The sequence below is a fragment of the Undibacterium sp. 14-3-2 genome, assembly GCF_016595265.1.
In the GTDB taxonomy this organism is placed as follows: domain Bacteria; phylum Pseudomonadota; class Gammaproteobacteria; order Burkholderiales; family Burkholderiaceae_D; genus Undibacterium; species Undibacterium aquatile.
Map to the genome: position 1 here is coordinate 79,375 of NZ_JAENGS010000004.1, position 25,245 is coordinate 104,619.

The window sequence follows — 25,245 nt, forward strand, 5'->3', positions numbered from 1 at the left end:
TATGAAAAAACAATCTGGCTTCACTCTATTAGAAATTCTGGCAGTTATTGCAATCATCGGCATACTTGCTGCGATGGCTGCCCCATCGTATTTATACAAAGTCATCCGCGAACAAATCGAAGCGGCGATGCCGTTGGCTGATGTGGCGAAGAAGCCGGTAGAAATGGCCTGGCTCGCAGGGCAGAAATTCCCGACGGACAATGCTGCTGCAGGATTACCCTCTTCCGACAAAATCGTCAATAATTTCGTCAGCGACGTCAGCGTGGAAGAAGGTGTCGTTCATATTACCTTCGGTAATCGCGCCAGTAATTCGATAAAAGGCAAAGTGCTTTCTTTACGTCCGGCCGTCGTTGAAGATGCGCATGTTGTCCCGGTAACCTGGGTCTGCGCTAATGCGCAGGCACCGGACAAAATGACAATCAAAGGCGCAGATAAAACAACGCTGCCTACCCAGTACCTGCCCTTCATTTGCCGCAGTAAAGCGAAATAAAAAACGCCGACTGATAACGCCGGCGTTTTTCTTCACAAAAGCAAATTCAGGTCTTTAGCGCCCTCAGAATTTATGTTCCAGCATCGCCCTGACAGCCACCGTGGTTGGGGTATAACGAATTTGCTGAGATGTTCCATTCAACTGGTTAACCACGGTATTGGATGAGACATTATCCTGATGCAGCAAATTCGCCACTGAAATTCTTAAATTGGTCTTAGGATCAAATTTCCACAGTGCGTACAAATCCAACACCCGTTTCGGAACAGAATACGTGGTTTGTTCAGCAGATATCCTTACTAAACCGCCACTCTGATAACTGGCATTGCCACCGATGGTCAGGGGAACTTGCGATAATTTGTAATCCATCCCGATATTTGCACTGACTGGTGTTTGTGAATCCAGGCGATTATTCGGTCCCAGCACCGTTTTCAGATCAGACCAGTTCAACGAGAGATTGGCACGAAAATCGATCGCTGGCGCATCACTCATGATTGAACGCAACGGAAACTTTCCATCCAGCTCTATCCCTTTTGTCGTCGCCTGACCATCATTGGCTGGCGAAGTAAACCAGATGCCGTTGATCTGATCCAGTTTCGTACGGATGATATCGTCAATTTTTCTCACGTAAACGCTGGCGCTCAGCGTTCCACCATCAGCAAGATAATGTTCAAATGCCGCATCAATACCCCATGCCAGCTCAGGTTTCAGATTCGGGTTACCGATGCTGTCAGGACTCGTCTCGCTGTTATTATTCGACTGGTAGCGACGAGGAATTAACTGCCCGCTGCTTGGTGCCTTGTAAGTTCGTGTCAGACCAAGACGTACCTGATCATTTTTACTACCAGGAATCTTCCAGAGCGTCTGTAATATCGGACTCAGCACACTCGATTTATTGGTGACTTCATCATAGCCCGTTCCCTGATTACGTGTTTCAATTGCCTCCCAGCGCAAACCGGCATAGACGGACCATTGCTTAGTCACATTCCATTCATCCTGCGCAAACAAAGCGACGCGTGTCACGTCTGCGTCATAAGTTTCATTGAGCGGCAAAGCAATCAGATTGCTGCCTGGAGCCACGATATCCGTCTGCAGGCGATGCTCATTACGCTTGCTGTAAGAGCCATCCCAACCAAAAACAAAGGCATGGTCTTCTACGAACGGAGCTGAATACTTACCCGTCGAGGTAAAGCCTTTATCAGATGCGTCAGATGTGCTTTTCCTGTCCAATATCTGATTCTTTTCCTTACCGTACCCCAGCAAGCCAACATCTGAATTACGGCGATTAAAATTCAGGCCGAATTTGACTTCCAGTTTGGCACTGTCAGCCAGTTTATGTATCCAATTAAGATCGCTACGCACCATCGCAAAATCAGATTCTATGCGCTGCAAATCACTGAAATAGGTCGGTAATTTTTCGAGTAATGGCAGGCTTGTCTCGCTCGTATAGCCGGCAAAGCGATTGGCATTCACAAAGCTCTGGCTGGTCAACGTATCACCGTTCGCCAAAGAGATATTCACTCTCGGTGACAGGCCTATGCCGTTAAATGTCCCCCAGCCCAACTGATCGGTTCTGGTTTGCTTATTCGGCTTGCCGCTGACATCTGCCCCTGATTCAACTATCGTCGATGGCCGTTCATATTGACCATGATTGAAGTTACCGGAGACAGAATAAGAATAACGCCCTGCTTTATCTGAAATTTGCAGATTCACATTCTCGGAAAACTTACCGCCGTCTTCAGATGCGCCAACTTTGACCTCGCGCTGTGCAGTCTGCACTGCGCGCTTCAGCACAATGTTGATTGCCCCCGCAATCGCCTGCGTGCTTAGCTCTGCTGTTGCGGCACGGATAATCTCTATGCGTTCAATCAGATCTGGCGAGATAGAATCCAGAGAAAAGCCCGGCGGACTCGGCTCACCGTTTAGCATAATCTGCGTATAACCTGATCCCAGGCCACGCATGCGGATCTCGCCACCACGCCCCTGCACACCGCCCATGGTAATACCCGGCAATCGCTTCAATACGTCACCGACCGTAGTATCGCCGTAACGAACGATGTCTTCCTGTGTCACGACGATCTTGGTTGCAGTGTCCTGACGACGTTCATCATAATTTTTGGCCCCCTGCACTTCCACCTTCTGCATCGGTGTATCCAAAGCTTTTACTGGTGCTTTTTTGGGCAGCTTAGAGGAGTCAGACTCAGAAGACGCATTTTTACTCTCCTGAGCAATGGCGACGGTATTGAATCCAAGCAGAATAGAAAGAGCAATGACACTTAATGGAAAGCCAGGTGTACGCATAGAAATAAGGGAATGAAAAGATGAAGCGATTAATAAAAATGGCCTCCCTCAGACCGATAACAATAAATAAAGTTCACCAGAAAGAAAAATCCAGCCGCAACCTTGCCCGGTGGACTGATAAGAATGGAAGACTGACTCTATTGGATTGCGATGGCATCACTTTCAAGTGATATGTGAGGAGCGACCAGAGGCAACAATAAAGTAAAACTGGTACCGGCACCAGGTATGCTTTGCAGGCGAATTTCTCCCCCTAAGACGTCCGTCACGAGATTATAGACAATGTGCATACCCAGACCTGATCCGCCTTGTCCGAGTCTGGTAGTAAAAAATGGATCAAAAACTCGCTTTTGGTCCGCATCGGTAATACCCACGCCGTTATCCGAAAAAACAATCTCAACCTGTTTTTCATTCAGCAAGCGACTATTCGCCGACATTTCGCCATCATCTCTGCCGTCAAACGCGTGTATCAATGCATTTGTCACGAAATTAGTCAGAATCTGTCCTAAGGGCCCCGGGTAACTATCCATTTCGATTTTTTCAGCAAAATTCGTTTTTAAAATGTACGGTCCCTTTTTATACATAGGAGACAGCGTCGCGATGATCTCATTGAGTACCGTGGCAAGATCAAAAATCCTGCGCTGGCTGCTGGATTGATCAACGGCAACCTGCTTAAAACTGGCGATCAGGTCGCGCGCAATACTTAAATTCCGCATCAATAATTCAGTTCCATGCGTCGCTACCTCAATGTACTGATTCAGTGCCGAGCGCTTCAATTGCCCATTAGTCAGCGTCTGTGAAAACTCCGTGGTCTGATCTTGCAAGGTACTGGCGACCGTCACACTATTCCCTAAGGGCGTATTCAGTTCATGCGCAATGCCTGCGACTAACGAGCCTAATGCCGCCATTTTTTCTGAGCGTATCAATTTTTCCTGTGCCCGACGCAATGACTCCACTACGGAAGCCAATTCCGCGTTCGCATCCTCCAGATTCTGAGTCCTCTGCCTGACGCGAATTTCTAACTCTGCTGACATCTCCCGAATTTCTTTCTCCACCTGATATTGCCGCGTCACATCCATTAAAGAAAAAATAAATACAGTCTTTGAATTCATATCCAGCAGGCGTGCAGACATGAGGCAAATGACATCAACGCCAACGCTGTTTCTCACCACAACTTCGATCTGATTTATCTCTTTATGATTCAACAAAGACCGGATAGCGGCATCAGGCTGCTCCGGAGTCACCCAGAAATCACACATCTGCACATCTGTGATGACGTGACGATGATCAAATTTAAACTGCGTCAACCATGCGTCATTGACTTCTATCATTCGATGCGAACTGACATCAATTAACCCCAAAGGCAGGGGTGACAACTGAAACAGCGTGGTATATTTTTTTTCATTCTCCCGCAACATTGTCTCAGCTATCTGGCGCGCATTTTCTGTCGCTATTTCCATATCAATATTGCGTGAAGTCAGCATCAGATATTCGCATCCGTTTAAGCTGAAACGCGTACCTGAAATACGGCACTGAAATATGCGCCCGTCCTTGTGGCGAAATGCCGCTTGCATATTTCTCACTTCTGCCTCATGTGCTACGCGTGCGACGAGTTCTCTTCTTTGTTCCGGATTGACCCACAAATTCAATTCAGTCGAGGTACGCCCAATGGCCTCCTCGCGTGAATACCCTGACATTGGCTCCCAATTACGATTCACATCGAGATATTGACCGGTATCGAGTCTGGTAATTGTTACGGTATCGGGAACCAATTGAAATACCGTTTCAAACAAAGCGACACGATCCTCAGATCCTGCCACTTCTTTGAAACGGTTTTGTGTTTCAGGCTGCGAACCTGTGAGACCGCTGCTGGCATGGTTTGATTGATGCAACATCAGCAGCATCGTCGAAAACGCTAATACTAGCTGAATGCAAAGCAATACATTGTCAACAACAAGCCGCTCTGCTGCCCGTCCGGAATAAAAAACAGAACCGAGCAACAACATTGCCTCTGCAAATAACAATCCAGACAGCAAATAGGCAATGTGCTTTCCCTGACAATACTCTTGCTCGAACCGGAAGCGCATTGACAGTACCGATAATGCTGACAAACACATTAGCAAAGCAGGGAAAATCGTTTCTGACAGTGATACCAACAATGGCGATGACGGATTGAAATGCGTGAAAAACAGACAGAAGCTGGCAAAGAAAAATACAATCAAGAGCGGTTTCTGATCATTTTTTTTCTGCGTAAAAGTACGCAGACCAAGATAAAAAAGAAATGAAAAACCGAACAGAAAAATTTTCTCAAGTACGACGGTGAGCACTGGCCAGGCGCGAGAGAAACTCAGCGCCTGAGCACAAGCCAGACACAGAAATGCTGCACACCAATGCGGTAAGGAGTGTGGCAATTTAAAAGGTGGCTTCAGGAGAATCAGGGTCAGCGACGTCAACAAAAACAAAATAATTGAAAAGCCATTGAAGGAGAACATGTTTGTCGGCAACATAAAATACTAAATATCCCCCGAAATCGTCACGCCCCTTTAATACAAATCAAGAAGGTGGATTTTTCGCTTCCCGATGACCGCAGCAGCGTGTCATGATTCCTGCATTCAATCAGTATTAAATCTATTGAATACTAACATTTGCCAAACAACATCAGAAAAATAAATGACTTATTACAACAAGTTTCGGCTGAAATAACATCAGCCAATCAGAGTATTGATAAAGATCGGCACTTCACATAAGATAAGAACTGAAAACAAATATTTTCAAGCACTAGGGAGAGCACTGATGGAACAACAACACAGTCACATGCCCGGCTTGCGAAAAGAAAGCACCGATTACGGTATGGGCAACAGACAGACGCCAGATCGTCTCTCGCTATGCAATATTGATTTTTTTATTTCTTATTGCCGTCGAAAAAATGCCTCATCTCCAGATGAGTCGCAAGACGACATCATCGACTTTCTCGAAGAAGATGAACCGAATTTTTCTCTGGGAACTGCTGTTCATCCTTGGAAAATCCTGATTACAGACGACGATAGTAACGTTCACGAAACAACCGTACTTGCGTTAAATGGTGTTCGTATTCATGGTCGTCCACTGGAATTCCTGCATGCTTACTCTGCCAAAGAAGCTGAAGAACTGATTGTACAGAATGATGACCTGTCTCTGATCTTACTCGATGTCGTCATGGAGACAGTGGATGCGGGACTGGAACTGGTCAAAGTTGTTCGTGGTAAATTAGGAAAAAATGACATCCGGATTATCTTACGCACTGGTCAACCGGGCTACGCGCCTGAAGAAAAAGTCAGCAGCCAGTTTGCAATAGATGGCTACACGACTAAATCACAATTAACCCGTTCGCTTCTGATTTCTGTGTTGAACGATACGCTGACGAATGCGAAGGCGCTGTCGAAACAATTACCGAATTAAACATGCTGATAGTAAAAATACCGCTCTGCTGACGGTATTTTTTATGAACTGCCATAGTGGCATTCACTGCATTATTTACGCAGCTAAAACAGATCGTCTCTCGGTAAATTGAGCGAAGCTCATCCGCCCGATATAATGGCCTTCCCGTCCAGAGGAATGCCATGAAATCAATTACCTGCCTACATCCCAAATATCTGATTCCCGTTGAACCCAAAGCGACTGTGTTGCTTGCTCATTCACTGGTAATGCAGAACGGAAAAATCATAGCAGTTCTCCCAGAATCAGATGTACGCTTGCGTTATCAGGACGCCACACACATTGAATTGAAAGAGCATGCGCTGACCCCTGGCTTTATCAATCTCCATGCCCATTCTGCCATGAGCCTGTTGCGTGGTCTGGCAGATGATTTGGCTCTGATGGATTGGCTGAATCACCACATCTGGCCAGCAGAAAAGAAACATGTGTCAGATGAATTTGTACTCGATGGAACGCTGTATGCAATGGCTGAGATGATCCGTGGCGGAACAACCACAGTCAATGATATGTATTTTCATCATCAGGCGGTGGCAAAAGCTGGCCTGCAAGCAGGAATGCGCACAATAGTCGGTTGCAGTATTCTGGAATTTCCGACCGGATTCGCACAAAATGCTGGCGAATATCTGGATAAAGCGATTGAAGCATCAACCGCATTTGCGAATCAGGACGGTGTTGGATTCAGACTCGCACCCCATGCGCCTTATACCGTTGCAGATGATACGTTCAGAAAAATTATTGAACTATCAGAAAAACATGGCATGGGAATTCACTGCCATATTCATGAAACCGCAGAGGAAGTGAGTGACAGCCTGAAACAACACGGCATGAGGCCGCTGCAACGTCTGCATCAACTAGGATTATTAAGCAATCGCCTGATCGCCGCGCATATGGTGCATGCTGACGATGACGACATTTCCCTCCTGTCCCGTACCGGCGTACACATTGCGCACAATCCAGCCAGCAATTTGAAGCTCGCTTCAGGCTTCGCCCGTATCCATGCAATGCAGGCGGCGGGCATCAATGTCGGTATAGGCACTGATGGTGCCGCAAGTAATAACAAACTGGACTTACTGGGTGATCTTCGTTTAGCAGCTTTGCTCGCAAAAGCGCAGTCAAATGACCCCACCGCGCTGGATGCGCACTCAGCATTAGAGATGGCAACGTTGTCAGGTGCCAGAGCGCTGGGGCTGGAAGATCGGATAGGTAGCCTGATTGCAGGAAAACAGGCCGATATTATTGCTATCGACCTTTTCGCCATTGAAACTCAACCTGTTTTCGATCCCGTATCTCAGGTTATTTATGCAGCGGGCCGGGAACAAGTCAGTCATGTCTGGGTCAATGGGCAATGCTTAATGGAAAATCGCCAGTTAACAACTTTAGTTGAACCGAATTTGCTTGCAAAAGCAAAGTGGTGGCAGGCACGTATTGTCAATGATTGACCAGGTATCTGGTGCCAGTTGAAGCCTGCGTGTCGGTTTGCGATTGCGAAGGGCAAAGACCTGTACAAGCATCATGTTTGCCCGATTTTCAGGAAACAGACACCTGCATGCATTTGCGCAGAGATCATTCCGACCATCTTTTACTCTCGTTCACAATGAAACGTTTACCAATTTATTTAACATTTTTATTCAGCAGCAGTATCTGCCTGGCAGCGGAAAATCTTAGTACGATTGCCGAACAGAGTAACTTTCAAAAGACCGGGCGTTACGAAGAAGTCGAAACCCTCTGCCGTAATTTCCAGAAAAATTACCCTAAGCTAGTCCGTTGTCAGGAATTCGGACGAACACCCGAAGGCCGTCCGATGCTGGCGCTCATCGCCACCAGGACAAATGCGTTCACCCCCTATCTTGCAAAAGAAAAGCATATTCCCGTTACCTTGATTCAGGGAGGAATTCACGCAGGCGAAATTGATGGAAAGGACGCTGGATTTTTTGCTTTAAGAGAGTTACTGGACAACACGGCAACAAACGACATTTTAGATAAACAGGTGTTTATTTTTATTCCCGTGTTCAACGTTGATGGACATGAAAGGTTTGGTCGCTGGAATCGACCAAACCAGCGCGGGCCTGAAGAAATGGGGTGGCGTACCACGGCACAGAACTACAATCTGAATCGTGATTACGTCAAAGCAGATACCGTTGAAATGCAATCTATGTTGCGCCTGATCAATCACTGGGACCCTTTGGTTAACGTTGATCTGCATGTTACTGACGGGGCAAAATTTGAGCATGACATTTCAATTCAGGTGGAACCGCTGCACGCAGGAGATGAAGGCTTAAAAGCAGCAGGAAAAAAACTGCAGGAAAATGTACTGGCGGATCTCAGCAAGACGGGCTCTTTGCCTCAACCGTTTTACATGTCGTTTGACAAGGAAGATGATCCAGCGTCTGGATTTGTTGACGGAGTACCTGCGCCGCGCTTTTCACACGGCTATTTTCAATTAAGAAATCGCTTTGGCATACTGGTAGAAACCCATTCCTGGAAAAATTACGCGGCCCGGGTCAGAATTACCAAAAATACGATCACCTCCATTCTGGAACAAGTTGCACGATACGGTAATGAATGGGAAAAAATCGCCTCAGAAGCAGATTTACGCTCAATAAAAATGGCAGGCAAACCTGTCCCTGTTACTTACAAGACGACGGATAAATCTCACCTGATTGATTTCCGGGGTTATGCATACACCAGAAAGCCGTCAGAAATTTCCGGTGCATTAATGACGAGATACGACGAAAGCAAGCCACAAATATGGCAAGTCAAACTGCGCGATGAAATTATCCCCGATACCTACATCACGATGCCGCAAGCGGGATATATTGTTCCGGCATCCTACGCCAGAATCGTCATTCATAAATTAAGAACTCACGGAATACAATTTCAATCACTCGGCAACGCGCTTAACAACATCGCAGTAGAACGCTTCAACGCGACGAAAGCGATATTGTCACCACAGTCAACGGAAAGCCATCAAACACTGCAACTAAAAGGGGAATGGACTGGCGATCAGGCGTCTTTTGGCAAAGGTTCTTTATTTATTCCCTCTGCTCAACCTAAAGCTGCGCTGGTCGCCGCGCTATTTGAGCCACAGGCACCGGATGCACTCGTCAGATGGGGGTTTTTCAATAATGCTTTCGAGAAAAAAGAATACATGGAAGCATACGTCGCGGAAGATGTTGCACGCGAACAATTGGCGGCTAACCCTGAACTCAAATCCATCTTTGAAAAAAAACTGAAAGACGATGCCGATTTTGCTAAAAGCCCGCAGGCGCGTTTAGAGTTCTTTGCCCGTCGCCACTCATCCTGGGATCAGCAATATCAACAGTACCCGATCTTCAGAACAAATATTTTTCCCAAATAAAATGAATGAGGAGCAAACCTCCTCATTCATTGAAGTAAATCAAATTAGTGGAAAAATAAGTAAGCAACAAAAATCGCAGCGATAACGCCGGCAAAATCAGCGATCAATCCCACTGAAATCGCATATCTGGTTTTACGGATGCCGACAGAACCAAAATACAGTGCGACGATATAAAAAGTGGTGTCTGCAGATCCCTGAAAAATACAAGCCAGACGCCCGACAAAAGAATCGACACCATAGGTTTTCATCGCATCCACCATCATCGCCCGCGAGCCGCTGCCGCTCAAAGGTTTCATTAATGCAGTGGGTAATGCAGAAGTGAAATCCGTATTGACGCCTATCTGTGTAAAAAACCAGTTAAAACCGGCGACAACAAATCCCAACACGCCGGAATTTCGCAGTACTCCAATCGCCACTAACATCCCGACCAGATAAGGGATGATCGTCAACGACGTTTGCATCCCCCCTTTTGCGCCTTCGATAAATGCCTCATAGACATTCACCTTTTTACGCATGGCGCCAAGAATGAACGCAACAATAATCGAGAACAACAGCAAATTACTGCTGACTTTAGAGAAAACCTCAATTTCTGCGCGGCTCATGTGCTGACTCAGATACCAGACCATGCCAATAATAAAAGCACTGATGCCACCGAGCCAGGACATCACTACCCGGTTAAATAAATTAATTCTCTGGCAGATAGCCACAGCGATCAGACCGACGACAGTTGCGACGTACGTCGCGATCAGACATGGAATAAAAATATCGGATGGATCTTTCGCTCCGAGAACCGCGCGCTGCGCCATGATCGCCAGAGGAATCAGCGTCAGGCCCGATGTATGCAAAACCAAAAACATGATTTGCGCGTCACTTGCCTCGTCTTTTTTGGGATTGAGCGTTTGCAGACTTTCCATCGCTTTCAGACCAAACGGCGTCGCAGCATTATCGAGACCGAGCAAATTCGCCGAAAAATTCATCACCATATGCCCGTTCGCCGGATGACTCTGCGGAACGCCCGGAAAAATTCTGGCAAAAAAAGGCCCAATAATTTTCGCTAATAAATTGATGGCGCCCGCTTTCTCACCAATATTCATGATCCCTAACCACAAGGTCATGACACCGGCCAAGGGTAAGGCGATTTCCATCACACCTATTTTCGCAGAGTCAAAAGTACCATCGATAATCCGTTTGAATACCTCAACATCGCCGAGATAAATCCACTGCCCTAAAGCGGCGATAAAGCTGATCAGAAAAAAACCTATCCAAATATAATTAAGTGCCATAGCGCCAGAATATGAGATTACAAGTGGAATCTTTTTAACATGAAAACAAAGTACCGCCGAATGATTTTTTCGGATTCAGGTATAAGTACGAGGTATAGCAGTAACAGTTTGTTGCAGTATTTTCCTGAGTATTTATTTTCTTTTGTCAGCGAGGGCGAGTCACAAGACGTTATCTGATCACCCCGTTTCAGGAAAATGACATGTCTAATTTCAGATTTAAAACAGTCACCGCCATCATTGCCTGCGTGCTCACTGCCGGCGTCTGGCAGATTGCGGAAGCTCATGATCACAGCTGGCGCCATTGGCATCACGACAGGTATGAAGCAGAGCCAGTCCGGAACTACAATTATATTTATTACCCGTCACGTCAGGTGTACTTCTCGCCACAATCGCAAACATGGTATTGGTCAGATGGACGCAGATGGGAAGCAAATAGCCGACTCCCTTATTTCATTAATATCGATGCACGTTTCGGTGGCATTCCTGTCGTACTGAGTTCACCTCAACCGTATGTGTATCATCAGTACGTCGAACAAAACTATGGCCGGCCCTGGCGCGAGCGTGAGGTCTGGCGGGCAGATCGGTATGAAGAGCATGAATGGAGAGAGCGACGCAGACATCATCACAGAGAAGACTAATGCTTGATTTAGTTGCCGACGAGTCCGGCCGCAATATTAATAGAAAACCCCAGCACGGCAACATTGAAGAAAAAACTCAACACAGATTGCGCCAACACCGTTTTACGCGCGCTATGGGAAGCGACAGAAACATCGGAAGTCTGTGCGGCAACCGCAATCGTGAACGAGAAGTAAAGAAAATCCCAATAGTCTGGCATCTGTTCATTATCCGGAAAACGCAATGCTCGCTGCTGTTCCGGAGAATTGTAAAACAACAGCGTGTAATGGAAGCAGAACACCACACCCAGTAAAGCCCAGGAACCCAAGACGGTGACTCCTGCAAATATATATTTAAGCGCCCGCAGGTCTGGTGCTAATGCACGGGTACCAGTCAGTTCTATCACAATCGCCACAAGACTGATCGTTGCTGAAATTGATAATAAGGCGAGTACAGCAACCGCACTGTTATCTTCTTCCATCGCCATCTCGCGGACATGGTAATTTTTTGCACGAACCATCAACCATGCCATCAAAGCGAGATACGACCACACGCCGATATTCCAGCAAAATAACGCACGCGTTGAAAATGCCCAGGTCTCGGGTAAAAATACTGCCACTATTGTCGCGATCAAAAAAGTAGCCACCAGACGTGGCCTGTGCAATAAAAGATTACTCACTGTTTCCGACCTTTATATATATATTTGTGAACATGTATCAATAGAAACTTTCAAGATGAGGTGTAGTATAGCCACTGAGATAAGCAGTTCGCTTGGATGTATGCAAAGAAAGCATGATCACTCTGTTGCAAAATGTAGATTTTTTAAATGAAGAACATTTCGCGTTTCCAAATATCCGGCAATATGTGTGATGAGATAAGCACCTGAATCGGGAGCCTGCAAAATGAACAAACATAGTCATTACTTATCGCTGAACAAGGTTACTGCCGGGATGATACTGGCAGATGATTTGCTTGATAAGGTCGGTCATATTCTGCTTCCTGCCGGAACAACTTTAAGCGAAAACATGCTGCATTCCCTTGCGACGCATGGAATCAGTCAGCTATGCATAGAGAAAGACAATACCCCCAGCCCGGACGAGCTGGAAGAGCGTCAACATAAAATTGAACGTATTCCATTGTTGTTTCGGAAGTATCCTGCCGAAAGACCTCTGAATCTGCTACAAAAATACATACAGCATTACCGCGAAGGAGACTCAACATGAAAACAGATGTTGAAAAAAATGCGCTTCTGCAGGACATGATCAAGCATATGAAAGATCTGCCAATGCTGCCAGCCGTTGCGCGTGAGCTGGTCTCCGTTCTGGAAGATGAAAACAGCAGTCTGGATTTAATCAACGAAAAGATTGCGATGGACCATGCCATCACTGCCAAGGTACTGCGTCTGGTCAACTCATCACATTTTGGTGTTAATTCAAGAGTAGTGACGATTCAGCAGGCAACTGCCTTGCTCGGTGTTGAAAAGATCAAGAATCTGGTTCGTCTGACGATACTTGCCAACCGCAGCTCTGCATCGTACTGCGAGGGATTTAATTTTCAGGCTTTCTGGCGACACAGCGTGGCAACCGCCATTTGTGCTGAATTAATTTCCCGGGCACTTCACATGAAACATGATTTTGCGTTTACGGCAGGACTTTTGCATGACATTGGTCGCTTGGTTCTGGTGACCTATTATCCTGAAAAATATGCAGAAGTCATTAAGCATCGGCAACTCAAGGATTGTTATTTGCTTGATGCGGAACGTGAAATCATGGGCATAGACCATGTCGATGCGGGGCTGGCACTAGCGCAGCAATGGTTTTTTGCAGAAGCAATTCAGGATGCGATCAGAGGCCACCATTGCCCGGACATAGCCGGCATACATCCACTGGCATCTGTTGTCCACGTCGCAGATGCTGTGGTGCATGCGCTCGATCTCGCCGATGAAAAAAATGATGTTGTCCCCTTGCTGTCAGCACATGCTTGGGATACGCTAGCCCTTAGCGAAACAGAGTACCTTGGCATATTCCGTGAAACTGAAATGCGGGTTGAGGCACTGAATCAGATTTTAATTTGAACACGATTATTGACTCATGTATCTGGATAAAACGATTTTGGAACAATTGATGTATTTTAAAGATGCGAAATACCGGATCGAAGATATTCATTTATTTCGCGATATAACTGATGAAAATCTTCAGCTCATCCGGAATATCATCAAAGATTGTCCGATCGTAAAAGCAAGAGCCGGACAAATCGTACTGGATGCAAACAGCTCTGGCTCCCGTCTGTTCATCGTACTGAATGGCGCTCTCGGCATAACCAAACTCAATGAAGACAATAATCACATAGAAAATTCCATCACCCAGTATCTGCCGGGGGAATGTGTCGGTGAAATATCCGTACTGGATGAGGAAATTCATTCAGCAACAATTTCTGCATTATCCGATAGTGACCTGCTTGTCATTGAAGCTGAAACCTTATGGCAACTGATCGATCAATCTAACGGTGTGGCACGTAACCTGTTGCAACTTTTATCGTTCAGAATCCGTACTGCAAACGCGCAAATCCGCAGTAGGCAAAAAGTCGGCGAATTCTATCGCCAGTTATCCATGGTTGACGGCTTGACCGGACTGCATAACCGCGCCTGGTTGAATGCACAGCTACCACCGATGATAGAACACGCACATGTGAGTGGTAATCCACTCAGTATTATTCTGGTCGATCTGGATCATTTTAAACGCTTCAATGACGAATACGGCCACTTGCTGGGCGATGACGCATTGCAAACAGCGGCTAAAGTATTGAATGCGGGATTAAGGCCAACCGATTTTGCCGCTCGCTACGGTGGTGAAGAAATGATCGTCATTTTGCCGGGAACCACTCAAAAAGCGGCGATAGGGGTAGCTCAGCGTTTGTGTACCCGCTTGAGCAAGACCAAAGTATTCCCTGATGCGAAAAAGCCGCTGCCACATATCACGGGTTCTTTCGGCGTTGCGACACTTCAAGCCGAACAAGACTTTTTGCAATTGATTTCAACCGCGGATGCGGCGCTGTATCGCGCGAAAGATGCAGGCAGAAATCAAGTGGCAGCGTGATCTTTTCGCAGACGCAGGATGAAAAAAAGGGTTCGAATATCGAACCCTTTTTTATTTCAAACCACTGTTTTTATCAAAAGCTGTAACCGACACCGAGCGTCACAACTACAGGTCTGAAATCAATTGTCGTTTTGCGCTCAATACTGCCAGTAATCGCCGTCAGATCGGTCTTCACTTTCGCTGCAACAATAGCACCAGTGACAGACCAGCGATCATCAAATTGATATTTGATACCGACTTGACCAGCAAGACCAAACGACTCTTTCAAACTCAACTTTGTCGGACCACCGGTAGCGATATCATTCGATGGTGTTGTAGTTGCGTCAAAAAACTGTGTGTAGTTAAGACCGAGACCAACAAATGGACGTATCTTTTCAGATGGCGCACCAAAGTTGTAGTTCACGAACAGCGTCGGCGCCCGTTGCTTAACTTTCGCAATGACTCCGTACGGCCCCATCGTGCCGCGACCATACACTTTATGCTCAGGAGGTAAGCCAGCAGTAAAATCGAGATCGAAGTGATCGTTCAATTTACGTGTAAAACCAAACATCAAGGTCTTGCCATCACCAACGGTTAAGCCGGCAGGCTGTGGCGTCAAATAAGCTGGGCCATTACTTGTAAAATCCGGCGAGTCGGAATGAATCCAAAGTCCGATGACGCCAGCTTTCACTGTGTTGTCGTAAGCAAAAGCGGAAGAAGCTGACAAAGCTAACGCCAGTGCTGCAATCATTTTAGTTTTTTTCATGGTCATTCTCCCGATTATTTAGCCAGAACTTGTTGGAAGAAACCACGTGCTGCAGCATTACAGAACGGAGGAACCAAAGTGCCGTGATACACACTGGCAACAGCAGTAGCAGGATCTTGTTTTGCTGCAACCGCAGCAGCAATAACACCTGCTTTAGACTGAGCAAAACCAACTTTTGCGGCAGCAAAAGGATCCGCTGCGCTGGTTGGATTTGTATCCACATCAAGCGTTGTCAGATATGCGCTTGGGAAACCCTTGGCGAGGAAGAATCCCGCTGTAGCCTGTGTGCTGGCAAAAAACACTGTAGGATCGCTGCCACCACCGCATAACATGACAGGGACGTTTGGAACGTAATTACGCAAGTCGTTTTTGACTCCGGCTTTACGGAAAGCGTTAGCTGGTGAACAATTCAACGGATCCGCTGGATTTGTACCACATGGATTTTTCTGAGCATCTGCAAGGTAGGCATTGCGATAGCTCGTTTTAATCAGGTTACCATCACCAAAAAATCCACTGAATGCCGGTGTTGAAGGACCTGGCAAAGAGTCTTTAGCAAACATAGCTAAAGAAGGCAATTTACCTGTGGTGAACAAATCGGTCATTGTCAATCCACCTGGAATCAGGGTTTCAATTCCTGTGGCATATTTATCTTCATAAATCTCATTCGCCGACGCGTAGATGTTGCCATAAGATTTCTGCCATGCTGTTGTTATCATTGGCAAAAATACGGTGCCACCTGCATTCGGACTACCCGCAAAAACCGCATCACCCAATAAAGCCATCGCATACGGACCAGACATACCGGCTAAAGCTGTGACTTTAAACTCGGATGCATATTTTTGCTGCATAGCACGTTGCGTTGCCATCGCCACGTGACCGCCCTGTGAATAACCAGCGATGACTAACTTACCTGAGTCCTGCGCATTAATTCTTGGAAATGCAGCACGGGCAGCACGTAATGAATCCACCATATCGTCAGCTTGTTGATCCGCGTTCAGATAAGGATGATACGTCAGTGAAGATACGTCGTAACCGGCAAAATTTGAAGCAACAACGATAAAGCCTTGCGCTGCATACATTGCAGCAACCAGGGATGCTTCCGAGTTATCTCTCAAATTAGCCATGTTGAAAGACTTCTCAACTGTTGTGCCGTGAGCATATAACAATACTGGACGTGGACCAGTACATGCCGGGTCGCTGCCAGAAGGAACCATAATCGCGCCTGTTGCATCAGTTGCTTCGTTTGCACCGCCAACAGTTGCATATTTCATGTAGTAAGTGGAAATTTCACACTTAGGAGTACCAGTCACCTGCGTCAAACCTGGTTTTTTGGCTTCCAGCATTGCTTTAAAGACGACTGGATCTAATTTCGTGAGCGCTGGACCACTTGCTTGTGGAATTGGCACAAGATTAGGTGGGTTTGCATATAAGGTTCCGCGAGCAACCGAAGTATTAATAGCCGGGCCTTCGCTGCCACTGCCACCACAAGCCGATAAAACGGCTGCGGACAACAGGCTGAGCGCGATTTGATAATGACGCATGAGTGTCTCTCTCCTATAAGAATTTGTATGTAAGTTACTAAAAACGCTGACTTAAAAGATAAAGGAACGAGCGTTCTAAAAACTTACCGCGTAGTATGTCACCTGCGCAGATGTATTAATAGCTACATTGATAAATCTAGAGGAAACATTCTTAAAATGTTTACACCCTAAATGGAATAATAGATGTAGATGAATTGACAGTATAAATTCACAATTGTTTTCGGCAAAGGGGCTTGGCCGTTAATCTTCGCAAAAGCGAACCACATCTGAAAATATTTCCAAATGAAACCAACGGTTCAGACTGGCCTGAATCGGAAATTCACAGTCTTGATGCAGGGCGTAGTCCAGTGCACTTTCAAGACTCTCTCCCTGAAACAATTTACTTAACACTGCCCACTCCGTCTTTTCCAATCGATGGACTTGTGGTTTCCAGTTCTGTCTTACGATTAATCCATAGTTTGGCGGCCCCGCCAGCAATGGAAAAGCAATAACGTCGGATTGTTGGTGCGCAAGCCAGATATCAAGCCCGCGCAGGGACGATGCATACAAACTCACCGCCGGATGATTTTGCAAAATTGCAGAGGATAAATTCAGGCCACGCGACACTGTTGCTTCGATAAACACCGGTAAGCTCAAAGCCGGAGAGTTCGCCGCATAATACGAACGATGCAGTTGCCACTCTAATCTTGCGACGTCTGCAAAATACGGATAATCAGTATTGCTTTCCGACATTGTCAGGTACAAAGGTAAATCTGCGCCAAACTCATTCAATTCACCAGACTTCGAAGGATAGGCATATCCATACTCACTTGCCATTTGCCAAAAAAAATCATTCCCGACAAGTTGATGTAAAACCGGATAAGCATTTTTTAACGTGGCATACCATATGGCCGCCAGATTATTGCGGCAATATGAAAACCTGCTTAGTGACAATTCGGTTAACGGCAAATCCTCGTTGACCGTGCTTTGTCGTTGCAACAGTGCCGCCGCAAATTGCGCCTGTACGCTCGCAAGGTCACGCGCCGTCATACGAGTCCTTTAACCTGAAATGACCTGACTGACCCAGTCTGAATTTGCATTGCTTTTTCAGCTTCACCGAGCAAAACAGATAGCGCAGGAATATCGGTGTCCCATTCGATCAGTACCGGGACATCAGAGCCTAAGCTTTCACATACCTGCGCGTATAACTGCCACACTGGTTCCGCAATACAACAACCATGATTATCAATCAGACAGTCATCCACCTGTAAATGACCGGCTAAATGTATCTCTCCCACAGAACCTGCGGGTAGTGAAGTAATGCAGTCAAGGGCCGAGAGTGCACTCTCGTGGTGATTTACCTGATTCACGTATAAATTATTAATATCAAGCAAAATGCCGCATCCCGTAGATTGCACCAGTTGGCATAAGAACTCAGCCTCACTCATCTCGTCATGCAGAAAACGAACATAAGTAGAAACGTTTTCAATCAACACACGCTGCTGCAACTGATTTTGTAAATGATCAACCCGATCGCAAAACAAGTGCAATGATTCCCGGGTCAAAGGCATGGGTAATAAGTCGTTCAAACTTCGTCCTGCTACCGCGCCCCAGCACAGATGTTCCGAAACCAGACAAGGCTGGATATATCCGATCAGTCGTTTCAGCTTTGCAATGTGTTCTTTTTGAAATCCATTTGCGGAGCCCAGCCCAAGGCCAACGCCATGCAAGCTGACAGGATAGTTTTTACGCAACTGCTGTAAAACATGAAGATCGTACCCGCCGTCGCCAAAGTAATTTTCCGCATGCACCTCCAGCCATTGAATATTTACCGGCGCAGTCAGAAAATCCTGATAGTGCTGCGTACGCAGGCCGACACCGGCACCGACAGGATGAGGATTCATGGACTCGGAAAATTTTCCGTGCATATCTGCAGGATCAACTGAATAGATGTAACGACTAATTAAGAGCTCTTAGGCGCATCAGTTTTTCCACCCATTTTTTCGCACGTGCCTGCCGGTACTTTTTTCCATTCATCAGGATCATTGTCTTTCTTGGCCTGACCCGCGCAGGAATGCGAGCCTGATTTTGACGAACAATCGTTCTGCCCCGCTTTCGCGATACCGTAACACTTCTCTTTCTTCACAGGCTCAGCTGCAGACGCATGGGATGAGCCGATCAAGCCTGCAAGCGCGGCGGTAATTATTGCTTTATTCTTCATTTGTATATCCTGAAAAGTAACATAGTCTGATGTAAAGATGGCACACTACAATCTCTGATAACGACATCTGACCACAACAAAAATAACAAAGGACATCATCGGGTGCAAATAAAAAGTCAGCCCGGCTCGCCATATCGAGTAATAGTAAAATCAAATCGGGGTGGCGACAATGTTTTACTCAGCGATGAATTTTATCGTCTGTATGCTGGCAAAATATCAGTTGTGTATGAAACGCGCAGTCAGATCAGGCAAATTCCCGACTCAGCTTGAATTGGTGTATGCTGCGCCCTTTTTTGAATGCCTGAACGGAGATCCTATGCAAAAACTGAGTTTTAGCCTGAATGGCGAATTTGTAGAATTAAACCAGTTACTGAAATTAGTCGGCATCTGCGAAAGCGGCGGCGCTGGCAAAGTCATCGTTGCCAGCGGCGATGTCAGCGTTGACGGGCAACAGGAATTGCGTAAAACAGCCAAGATCCGTGCAGGTCAGGTTGTCCGCCTTGGTGATGTAGAAATACGCGTCCTCGCTGACTGATATTAATCAGGCAGACGCTTTTTCCTGCACATCACCAGAGATTGAATCTGCCGTCAGATTCGCCATAAAACGGGCAAGCATATTGTCCATCGTATCAACATGATGTTCAAACCAGTGCGGCAACTCTTCAGCAAGACGCGCCGCCAATTCATTATCGCCCTCCTCTTCAACACGGCGACGCACCTCGCGCATCACTTCCAGCACCGCTTCGTGTTCTTGCCGGTGACAACCCGCAGGTGGAAATGCCGTTTCTTCCATCCAGCGATTTTCCTGTTCAAAATGTTCAATCGAGTGCGCGATCAGTGCATCCAGACGCTGAATAAATGTATCAGGATTATTTTCAGACAATGCCGCGCATAATTCGACGAATTCATGATGAATATCGTCCATCGGTGCGTAACTTAAATTCAGCCGGTCTGACCAACCCCAGGTATTTTGTGTCATGTTTTTTCCTGTGCAATGAAGTAGCGAGATTATGGCTGATCAGTTCAAAGATTGCTTGCGAAAGATCATCTGACAAATAAAAACAGCGCACTTAAAAGTGCGCTGTTTTGAGAAACGTATTAACTACTTCGCTGCTGAGCGGCAATACGACCAGTTAAGCTGTGGTATTGATGTTCTGTCCAAGATGCGGCGGAAGATTTTGCACCTGATTCGCATTCGGAATCGCCTGAATTAATGCGGTAGCGTTTTCAGTCTGGAGATCCATTGCTTTTTTTAACACAGCAATACTCACTGCCTGGCTGGTACCAACATCTGCGAGCGTCGTTGCAACATTTGCTATACCTGTAACATCCATGACAATTCTCCTTATCAAACGTTTCTATTAACGGCTGAAGATAAGGTTTACTTTAATTTTATTTTAAAGATGTCGAAAAATTTTTCTCGTGCAATTCAGCAAGTATCCATTTCAGCACATCTGTCGTCTTGTTTAAATCCAGCCAGGCCAGGCCAGGGCGAAGATTCTCTGGGGCGGCCACATCCGAAGCAACTGCAACAATATGCGGATCATCAGGAAAAATGGCAGGTTTGCCAAGCGCCGGGCGATACACTTCGATTTTGGGAATGGCTTCCCATTTATACCCTTCAACAAAAATCAGATCAGATGCCGACAATCTTGGCAAAATATCCATCAGCGCTGGCTCACTCTCTCCACGCAGTTCGCGTGTCATAACATAGCGATAAGGCGAAACCAATAAAACCTCTGCCGCGCCGGCGGTGCGAAAGCGCGCACTATCTTTTTGGGGTGGCTCAATAATGATGTCATGGTGACTATGCTTTACCACATTGACACTATGACCAAGAGTACACAACTCCTTCACCAGAAATTCCAGCAGCGTCGTTTTTCCGCTGCCTGACCATCCAACCACACCAAGTATGTTCTGAGCCATCTGCGGCACCCTAAAATAATAGTAGCGCCAGTATAAACATATCTGTCGCAAACAAAAGCAGAGTCAGCGCCCTCCCTGTTTGATTGTGAAATTGCAATGTAGTCATGTAGTAACAATTCAATGGCAAACTTCTGTGCACCGCAACAATCGACAAAAATTCAATATGAGAGTCCTCTCAAGCAAGCTTGCCATCATTCTCGTTTTCATCAGCAATCTGCTCAGTTCTGTGGTTTATGCTCAGGACAACCAGATTATTATCGGACAGGCCATTGATTTATCTGGCCCGAATGGCAGTATCGGCCGCGACTATGTGGCAGGTATCACCACCTATTTCGATAGTCTGAATACCAGCGGCGGCATTAATGGACGAAAAGTGAAGTATCTCGCCAGAGACGATCAGGGCATCCCGGCACAATCGGTCAAAGCAGTCGCCGAACTGCTGGAAAAAGATAAAGCAGAATACATGCTGGGCGGCATCGGGGCACCAGTGACAGACGCCGTTGTCAGCTCGCCTAAATTTGTGCAAAGTGGACAAACCTTGTTTGCACCATTGATAGGCTCTGTCAAAAGCTATGGCAATCGTGTCTTATTCTGGCGTCCCAGCCCTGAGCAGGAAATGCAATATATTTTCTCTTACTTTGACAAACTCGGCATCAAAAGCGTCGGCATCGCTGTGCAGGAAAACAGCGTCAATCAGGACATGTTTCAATACGTGAGTAACGAAGTGAAAAAACGCAAAATGCAGATGAGCGGCATTGTGCACATCAATAGTTCTCCTGCCGATATTGAGCGTGAATCAGCCGCATTGTCGAAAGCAAATCCAAATATCGTCATCGTCGTCGCAGATACCTTGAGTACGGGTTTGTTCTTAAAAGAATTCCGTAAATATGCGCCAAGAACATTTGTCGCCGGGATGTCACTGACCAACCTCGATACGCTGGCAGAAGTCGCCGGTGCCAAATCACTGGAATGGACCGTGTTTTCACAGGTCATACCAAATCCTCAAGGCAAGAAATCCATCGTGCAGATCGAGCACAGCAATATGATGAAAAAATTCCGTGACGAAGATTTATCCTCACTGACATTTGAGGGTTTCGTCGTCGCCAAGACCCTCGCAAAAGCGATTCAGTTATCGAAATCAGGTAAAGACGGTTTGCAAGCCATCGCCAACCAGAAATCGACGATGGATCTGGGAGGTATACTGCTGACCCCGCACGAAGGCAGCTACCGGATGTCGAGTTACGTTGACATTGCCTTATTCCGCAAAGGCGGCGGCCTTATGTTCTGATACTCTGATGCTCTGCCGCCAGTTCGCATAAAAAAAGCCTCTCAAATCGAGAGGCTTTTTTTTGCATCCATTATTCCGCATCGATCAACGGATCAGCCGCTGTTTCTCAAACCAGCTGCAATACCATTAATCGATAAATGTATGCCACGGCGCACCCGTTCGTCCGTATCGCCCTGCCGGAAACGTTCGAGCAACTCGACCTGTACGTGATTCAGTGGCGACAGATAAGGGAAACGATTCCTTATCGAACGCGCCAGCAAAGGGTTCGCTGCCAATAATTCGTCCTGCCCGGAAATCGACTTCAATACCTCTATCGTTAATGCATGTTCAGCCTGAATGCGTGGGAAAATCCGTTGGCGCAAGCTGTCATCCTTCACCAGTTCAGCATAGCGGCTGGCAATGCCGATATCACTTTTTGCCAACACCATTTCCATATTCGACAGCACGGTACTGAAGAAAGACCAGTCGCGGAACATCGCTTGCAAGGTCTGTAAACCATGGTCCGGATGTGCCTGCAAATAGGCCTGCACGGCAGCACCGAAACCAAACCAGCCCGGCAGCATCAGACGGCATTGCGCCCAACTGAAGACCCACGGAATCGCACGTAAATCTTCAATCGCTGTCGATTTTTTGCGTGACGCCGGCCGACTGCCGATGTTCAGACCAGCAATTTCAGAAATCACCGTCGATTCCCAAAAATACTGCTCAAAACCTTCGGTCTCATAGACCAGATGACGGTAGGCTTTAAAGGCATGCGCAGATAACTCTTCCATTGCCGATAAAAACTCCGGACGTGGCGGCGCTTCTTGATGCGCCAGCAAACTCGCTTCCATCGTCGCGGCGGCCAGCACCTCCAAATTGCGGCGACCGACTTCCGGATTACCATATTTCGCAGTGATCACCTCACCTTGTTCCGTCAGACGAATCTGCCCCTGCACTGCACCGGCAGGCTGCGCCAGTATTGCCTGATAGCTAGGGCCACCGCCACGACCGACAGAACCACCGCGGCCATGAAACAAACGCAAACGCACCTGATGTCGCGCGAACACCTGAATCAGATCAAGTTCAGCTTTATACAATTCCCAGCCGGAAGTCAGGAAGCCGCCATCTTTATTACTATCCGAATAACCGAGCATCACTTCCTGTGCTTGTTGACGACTGGCGAGCAAACGCGCATAAGCAGGAATCGCAAACAGCCTGTCCATCACCGGCGCACTGTTCTGCAAATCCTCGATGGTTTCAAACAGAGGAATGATATTCACATCGAGACGCCCTTCTGCCGGATGCAGCAAACCCGCCTCTTTCAGCAGCAAAGCCAGTTCCAGCATATCAGAAACGCCATCCGTTTTTGAGATGATGCAATTCGGTACCGCGCCATCACCGTAGCGTTGTTTCGCCGTCGCAGCAGCGCGGTAGATGGCGAGTTCCGATTGCGTTTCTTCAGAATAAGTCAGATACGGCGATGCCAAAGGTCGCGCCGAACTGATCTCTTTGACCAGCACCTCAATCCGCTGATCTTCATTCAAAGACAGGTAATCGATTTCCGGATTCGCGGCTTGCAACAGCTCGGCAACCACACGTTCATGCACATCGGAATTCTGGCGCAAATCGAGCGGCGCCAGATAGAAACCGAACACTCGCACCGCACGACGCAGATGGCGCAAGCGGCCACGGGTGATCGCCGCAGAACCATTGCTGATTAAGGATTGGTGAATGATATCGAGATCGGCTGCCAGCTCTTCGGCATACGCATACGGCGTCGCGTCACCACTGGGCGGTATCGTCGGCAACAAACCGAGCAATTGTGTATAAGTCGCTGCCAGACGCGCGTAAATACCGCTGATCGCGAGGCGATACGGTTCATCGGCACGATGCGGCGAATGATCGGGCGAACGCTGGGCCAGCGCCAGCAAATCGTCGGACACTTTCACCAGCAAAGTTGCCATCGACAACTGCGAACCCAGCGTGTGTATCTCTTCAAGATAAAACTTGAATGCACGCGTCGCCTGCATTGCCAGTGTTTTTTCCAGAATGGGGGCGGTCACGAAAGGATTGCCGTCGCGGTCGCCACCGATCCAGCTGCCCATTTTCATAAAACTCGGCAATTCCATTTGCTGTAATGACGGATCTTTAGACGCCAGCAGATCTTCCAGCCCCGCATACAGATGCGGCAATTCGCGCAGGAAAGTGTAGTCGTAAAAACTCAGGCCGTTTTCCACTTCGTCGAGCACCGACAGCTTCGACATACGCAACATGCGCGTCTGCCAGAGCGTGAGCACGGCGCGCGCCAGCGCTTCCTCATTCGCGCTCGATTCTTCCGGCGTCAGTTGCATGCGATCACGTTCATCCAGCAAACGGGTAATCACCATCTGGCAATTCAGTATGCTCTTGCGTTGCACCTCAGTCGGATGCGCGGTCAGCACCGGTGCCACCTGCGCATGCTCAAAAAAATCCAGCAACTGCTGCGTGCTGTGACCGGTGTTGTACAAAGCGTCGATCGTGAACGCAAGACTGCCCTGACGCGGCGCCGAACCGGCGATCTGATGCGCGCGCGAACGGCGAATATGATGCTGATCCTCGGCCAGATTTACCAGATGTGAAAAATAGCTGAACGCCCGGATTACTTGCGTGGTCTGGTCGTTGGTCAGCGTATTCAGGGTAGATTCCAGCTCGACGCGTGCGGCCTGATCGGCATCACGACGAAAGCGTATCGAGTTCTGACGCACCCGCTCTATCAGGTCGAAAGCGTCGTCCCCATGCTGATTTCTTACCGTATCGCCTAACAGGCGCCCCAGCCGGCGAATATCTTCACGCAGGCTCTGGTCTTTATCATCGTCTTTATCGGTCATGTTGAGTTAGTAATGGAAGTGAAAATACGTGCTGGGAAAATTGTACGTTAGCCGGGTCAGCGGATTGATGAAAAATCTTGCAAGCT

23 protein-coding genes are annotated in these 25,245 nt (G+C 47.3%); 10 read left to right on the top strand and 13 right to left on the bottom strand.

All coding sequences use genetic code 11. The annotated features are described in order from the left end of the window. Position 1: 1 nt before the first annotated feature. Entirely contained in the window at positions 2 to 490 is a 489-nt protein-coding gene (locus Undi14_RS10450) for a pilin (RefSeq protein WP_186885213.1), read from the top strand. 63 nt (positions 491 to 553) lie between these two features. Here the strand turns inward: Undi14_RS10450 and Undi14_RS10455 are convergent, their stop codons facing one another. Both Undi14_RS10455 and Undi14_RS10460 read right to left on the bottom strand, forming a co-directional pair. Beyond that, positions 554 to 2,788 (bottom strand): TonB-dependent siderophore receptor, encoded by a 2,235-nt coding sequence (locus tag Undi14_RS10455; RefSeq protein WP_200180061.1) that lies wholly within the window; start codon positions 2,786 to 2,788, stop codon positions 554 to 556. A 137-nt stretch (positions 2,789 to 2,925) separates the two neighbouring features. Continuing rightward, positions 2,926 to 5,292 (bottom strand): ATP-binding protein, encoded by a 2,367-nt coding sequence (locus Undi14_RS10460; RefSeq protein WP_200180064.1) that lies wholly within the window; start codon positions 5,290 to 5,292, stop codon positions 2,926 to 2,928. A gap of 286 nt (positions 5,293 to 5,578) precedes the next feature. Between Undi14_RS10460 and Undi14_RS10465 the strand changes: the two genes are divergently transcribed. The 3 genes from Undi14_RS10465 to Undi14_RS10475 all read left to right on the top strand — a co-directional run bounded on the left by Undi14_RS10465 (position 5,579) and on the right by Undi14_RS10475 (position 9,617). Then, positions 5,579 to 6,223 carry a hypothetical protein gene (locus Undi14_RS10465; protein ID WP_200180066.1) on the top strand — a complete coding sequence of 215 codons (645 nt, stop codon included), beginning with the start codon at positions 5,579 to 5,581 and terminating at the stop codon, positions 6,221 to 6,223. Positions 6,224 to 6,384: 161 nt separating this feature from the next. Continuing rightward, a complete protein-coding gene (locus tag Undi14_RS10470; RefSeq protein WP_200180068.1) occupies positions 6,385 to 7,698 on the top strand; it encodes a TRZ/ATZ family hydrolase in 1,314 nt (437 codons plus the stop codon). Between the two features lie 155 nt (positions 7,699 to 7,853). Next, positions 7,854 to 9,617 (top strand): M14 family metallopeptidase, encoded by a 1,764-nt coding sequence (locus tag Undi14_RS10475; protein WP_200180070.1) that lies wholly within the window; start codon positions 7,854 to 7,856, stop codon positions 9,615 to 9,617. 44 nt (positions 9,618 to 9,661) lie between these two features. Here the strand turns inward: Undi14_RS10475 and Undi14_RS10480 are convergent, their stop codons facing one another. Continuing rightward, on the bottom strand, positions 9,662 to 10,900 hold the full coding sequence (locus tag Undi14_RS10480) for a nucleoside recognition domain-containing protein (RefSeq protein ID WP_200180072.1): 1,239 nt from the start codon (positions 10,898 to 10,900) through the stop codon (positions 9,662 to 9,664). Positions 10,901 to 11,100: 200 nt separating this feature from the next. On the opposite strand from Undi14_RS10480, the gene Undi14_RS10485 reads away from it, so the two are divergent. Beyond that, positions 11,101 to 11,538 (top strand): hypothetical protein, encoded by a 438-nt coding sequence (locus tag Undi14_RS10485; RefSeq protein ID WP_200180074.1) that lies wholly within the window; start codon positions 11,101 to 11,103, stop codon positions 11,536 to 11,538. An 8-nt stretch (positions 11,539 to 11,546) separates the two neighbouring features. On the opposite strand, the gene Undi14_RS10490 is transcribed toward Undi14_RS10485, so the two are convergent. Then, positions 11,547 to 12,194 (bottom strand): DUF1345 domain-containing protein, encoded by a 648-nt coding sequence (locus Undi14_RS10490; RefSeq protein ID WP_200180076.1) that lies wholly within the window; start codon positions 12,192 to 12,194, stop codon positions 11,547 to 11,549. 223 nt (positions 12,195 to 12,417) lie between these two features. Here Undi14_RS10490 and Undi14_RS10495 point away from each other — a divergent pair, with 223 nt between their 5' ends. The 3 genes from Undi14_RS10495 to Undi14_RS10505 are packed head-to-tail and all read left to right on the top strand — an operon-like array spanning position 12,418 to position 14,610. After that, positions 12,418 to 12,738 carry a hypothetical protein gene (locus Undi14_RS10495; RefSeq protein ID WP_186885204.1) on the top strand — a complete coding sequence of 107 codons (321 nt, stop codon included), beginning with the start codon at positions 12,418 to 12,420 and terminating at the stop codon, positions 12,736 to 12,738. Beyond that, complete coding sequence (locus Undi14_RS10500) at positions 12,735 to 13,589, top strand: HDOD domain-containing protein (protein WP_186898004.1); 855 nt, start codon at positions 12,735 to 12,737, stop codon at positions 13,587 to 13,589. Before Undi14_RS10495 ends, Undi14_RS10500 begins: the two co-directional genes overlap by 4 nt. Positions 13,590 to 13,638: 49 nt before the next feature. Then, positions 13,639 to 14,610 (top strand): GGDEF domain-containing protein, encoded by a 972-nt coding sequence (locus tag Undi14_RS10505; protein ID WP_234030528.1) that lies wholly within the window; start codon positions 13,639 to 13,641, stop codon positions 14,608 to 14,610. A gap of 73 nt (positions 14,611 to 14,683) precedes the next feature. Here Undi14_RS10505 and Undi14_RS10510 read toward each other — a convergent pair whose 3' ends face one another. The 5 genes from Undi14_RS10510 to Undi14_RS10530 all read right to left on the bottom strand — a co-directional run bounded on the left by Undi14_RS10510 (position 14,684) and on the right by Undi14_RS10530 (position 19,096). After that, complete coding sequence (locus Undi14_RS10510; protein WP_186898003.1) at positions 14,684 to 15,355, bottom strand: OmpW family protein; 672 nt, start codon at positions 15,353 to 15,355, stop codon at positions 14,684 to 14,686. A gap of 14 nt (positions 15,356 to 15,369) precedes the next feature. Further along, complete coding sequence (locus Undi14_RS10515; protein WP_186898002.1) at positions 15,370 to 16,896, bottom strand: S9 family peptidase; 1,527 nt, start codon at positions 16,894 to 16,896, stop codon at positions 15,370 to 15,372. Between the two features lie 240 nt (positions 16,897 to 17,136). Further along, on the bottom strand, positions 17,137 to 17,925 hold the full coding sequence (locus Undi14_RS10520; protein ID WP_200180078.1) for a DNA-binding domain-containing protein: 789 nt from the start codon (positions 17,923 to 17,925) through the stop codon (positions 17,137 to 17,139). Further along, positions 17,922 to 18,779 (bottom strand): DUF692 domain-containing protein, encoded by an 858-nt coding sequence (locus tag Undi14_RS10525; RefSeq protein WP_234030529.1) that lies wholly within the window; start codon positions 18,777 to 18,779, stop codon positions 17,922 to 17,924. Before Undi14_RS10525 ends, Undi14_RS10520 begins: the two co-directional genes overlap by 4 nt. Before the next feature lie 59 nt (positions 18,780 to 18,838). Beyond that, the gene (locus tag Undi14_RS10530) at positions 18,839 to 19,096 is read right to left on the bottom strand and encodes a DUF2282 domain-containing protein (protein ID WP_186897999.1); all 258 of its coding nucleotides are present in this window, start codon (positions 19,094 to 19,096) and stop codon (positions 18,839 to 18,841) included. Between the two features lie 316 nt (positions 19,097 to 19,412). Here Undi14_RS10530 and Undi14_RS10535 point away from each other — a divergent pair, with 316 nt between their 5' ends. Beyond that, on the top strand, positions 19,413 to 19,631 hold the full coding sequence (locus Undi14_RS10535) for an RNA-binding S4 domain-containing protein (protein WP_190480015.1): 219 nt from the start codon (positions 19,413 to 19,415) through the stop codon (positions 19,629 to 19,631). Between the two features lie 6 nt (positions 19,632 to 19,637). Here Undi14_RS10535 and Undi14_RS10540 read toward each other — a convergent pair whose 3' ends face one another. The 3 genes from Undi14_RS10540 to mobB all read right to left on the bottom strand — a co-directional run bounded on the left by Undi14_RS10540 (position 19,638) and on the right by mobB (position 21,022). Continuing rightward, positions 19,638 to 20,075, bottom strand: a complete 438-nt coding sequence (locus Undi14_RS10540) for a hemerythrin domain-containing protein (RefSeq protein WP_186885197.1) — start codon at positions 20,073 to 20,075, stop codon at positions 19,638 to 19,640. A 154-nt stretch (positions 20,076 to 20,229) separates the two neighbouring features. Further along, positions 20,230 to 20,430, bottom strand: a complete 201-nt coding sequence (locus Undi14_RS10545; protein ID WP_186885196.1) for a YjfB family protein — start codon at positions 20,428 to 20,430, stop codon at positions 20,230 to 20,232. Positions 20,431 to 20,488: 58 nt separating this feature from the next. Then, a complete protein-coding gene (gene mobB / locus Undi14_RS10550; protein WP_186885195.1) occupies positions 20,489 to 21,022 on the bottom strand; it encodes a molybdopterin-guanine dinucleotide biosynthesis protein B in 534 nt (177 codons plus the stop codon). Positions 21,023 to 21,185: 163 nt separating this feature from the next. Between mobB and Undi14_RS10555 the strand changes: the two genes are divergently transcribed. Then, positions 21,186 to 22,310: an ABC transporter substrate-binding protein gene (locus tag Undi14_RS10555; protein ID WP_234030530.1), complete on the top strand. Its 1,125-nt coding sequence runs from the start codon at positions 21,186 to 21,188 to the stop codon at positions 22,308 to 22,310. A 92-nt stretch (positions 22,311 to 22,402) separates the two neighbouring features. Here Undi14_RS10555 and ppc read toward each other — a convergent pair whose 3' ends face one another. Next, complete coding sequence (gene ppc, locus Undi14_RS10560; protein WP_200180082.1) at positions 22,403 to 25,159, bottom strand: phosphoenolpyruvate carboxylase; 2,757 nt, start codon at positions 25,157 to 25,159, stop codon at positions 22,403 to 22,405. Positions 25,160 to 25,245: the final 86 nt, after the last annotated feature.

Excerpts from the sequence above, each read along its gene's own strand:
- Undi14_RS10515 (WP_186898002.1), bottom strand. The coding sequence starts at position 16,896 with ATGCGTCATTATCAAATCGCGCTCAGCCTGTTGTCCGCAGCCGTTTTA.
- Undi14_RS10530 (WP_186897999.1), bottom strand. The coding sequence starts at position 19,096 with ATGAAGAATAAAGCAATAATTACCGCCGCGCTTGCAGGCTTGATCGGC.
- Undi14_RS10460 (WP_200180064.1), bottom strand. The coding sequence starts at position 5,292 with ATGTTGCCGACAAACATGTTCTCCTTCAATGGCTTTTCAATTATTTTG.
- Undi14_RS10485 (WP_200180074.1), top strand. The coding sequence starts at position 11,101 with ATGTCTAATTTCAGATTTAAAACAGTCACCGCCATCATTGCCTGCGTG.
- Undi14_RS10480 (WP_200180072.1), bottom strand. The coding sequence starts at position 10,900 with ATGGCACTTAATTATATTTGGATAGGTTTTTTTCTGATCAGCTTTATC.
- Undi14_RS10540 (WP_186885197.1), bottom strand. The coding sequence starts at position 20,075 with ATGACACAAAATACCTGGGGTTGGTCAGACCGGCTGAATTTAAGTTAC.
- Undi14_RS10475 (WP_200180070.1), top strand. The coding sequence starts at position 7,854 with ATGAAACGTTTACCAATTTATTTAACATTTTTATTCAGCAGCAGTATC.
- Undi14_RS10450 (WP_186885213.1), top strand. The coding sequence starts at position 2 with ATGAAAAAACAATCTGGCTTCACTCTATTAGAAATTCTGGCAGTTATT.
- Undi14_RS10505 (WP_234030528.1), top strand. The coding sequence starts at position 13,639 with ATGTATTTTAAAGATGCGAAATACCGGATCGAAGATATTCATTTATTT.
- Undi14_RS10520 (WP_200180078.1), bottom strand. The coding sequence starts at position 17,925 with ATGACGGCGCGTGACCTTGCGAGCGTACAGGCGCAATTTGCGGCGGCA.
- Undi14_RS10470 (WP_200180068.1), top strand. The coding sequence starts at position 6,385 with ATGAAATCAATTACCTGCCTACATCCCAAATATCTGATTCCCGTTGAA.
- Undi14_RS10495 (WP_186885204.1), top strand. The coding sequence starts at position 12,418 with ATGAACAAACATAGTCATTACTTATCGCTGAACAAGGTTACTGCCGGG.
- ppc (WP_200180082.1), bottom strand. The coding sequence starts at position 25,159 with ATGACCGATAAAGACGATGATAAAGACCAGAGCCTGCGTGAAGATATT.
- Undi14_RS10555 (WP_234030530.1), top strand. The coding sequence starts at position 21,186 with ATGAGAGTCCTCTCAAGCAAGCTTGCCATCATTCTCGTTTTCATCAGC.
- Undi14_RS10455 (WP_200180061.1), bottom strand. The coding sequence starts at position 2,788 with ATGCGTACACCTGGCTTTCCATTAAGTGTCATTGCTCTTTCTATTCTG.
- Undi14_RS10535 (WP_190480015.1), top strand. The coding sequence starts at position 19,413 with ATGCAAAAACTGAGTTTTAGCCTGAATGGCGAATTTGTAGAATTAAAC.
- mobB (WP_186885195.1), bottom strand. The coding sequence starts at position 21,022 with ATGGCTCAGAACATACTTGGTGTGGTTGGATGGTCAGGCAGCGGAAAA.
- Undi14_RS10500 (WP_186898004.1), top strand. The coding sequence starts at position 12,735 with ATGAAAACAGATGTTGAAAAAAATGCGCTTCTGCAGGACATGATCAAG.
- Undi14_RS10545 (WP_186885196.1), bottom strand. The coding sequence starts at position 20,430 with ATGGATGTTACAGGTATAGCAAATGTTGCAACGACGCTCGCAGATGTT.
- Undi14_RS10525 (WP_234030529.1), bottom strand. The coding sequence starts at position 18,779 with ATGAATCCTCATCCTGTCGGTGCCGGTGTCGGCCTGCGTACGCAGCAC.
- Undi14_RS10510 (WP_186898003.1), bottom strand. The coding sequence starts at position 15,355 with ATGAAAAAAACTAAAATGATTGCAGCACTGGCGTTAGCTTTGTCAGCT.
- Undi14_RS10465 (WP_200180066.1), top strand. The coding sequence starts at position 5,579 with ATGGAACAACAACACAGTCACATGCCCGGCTTGCGAAAAGAAAGCACC.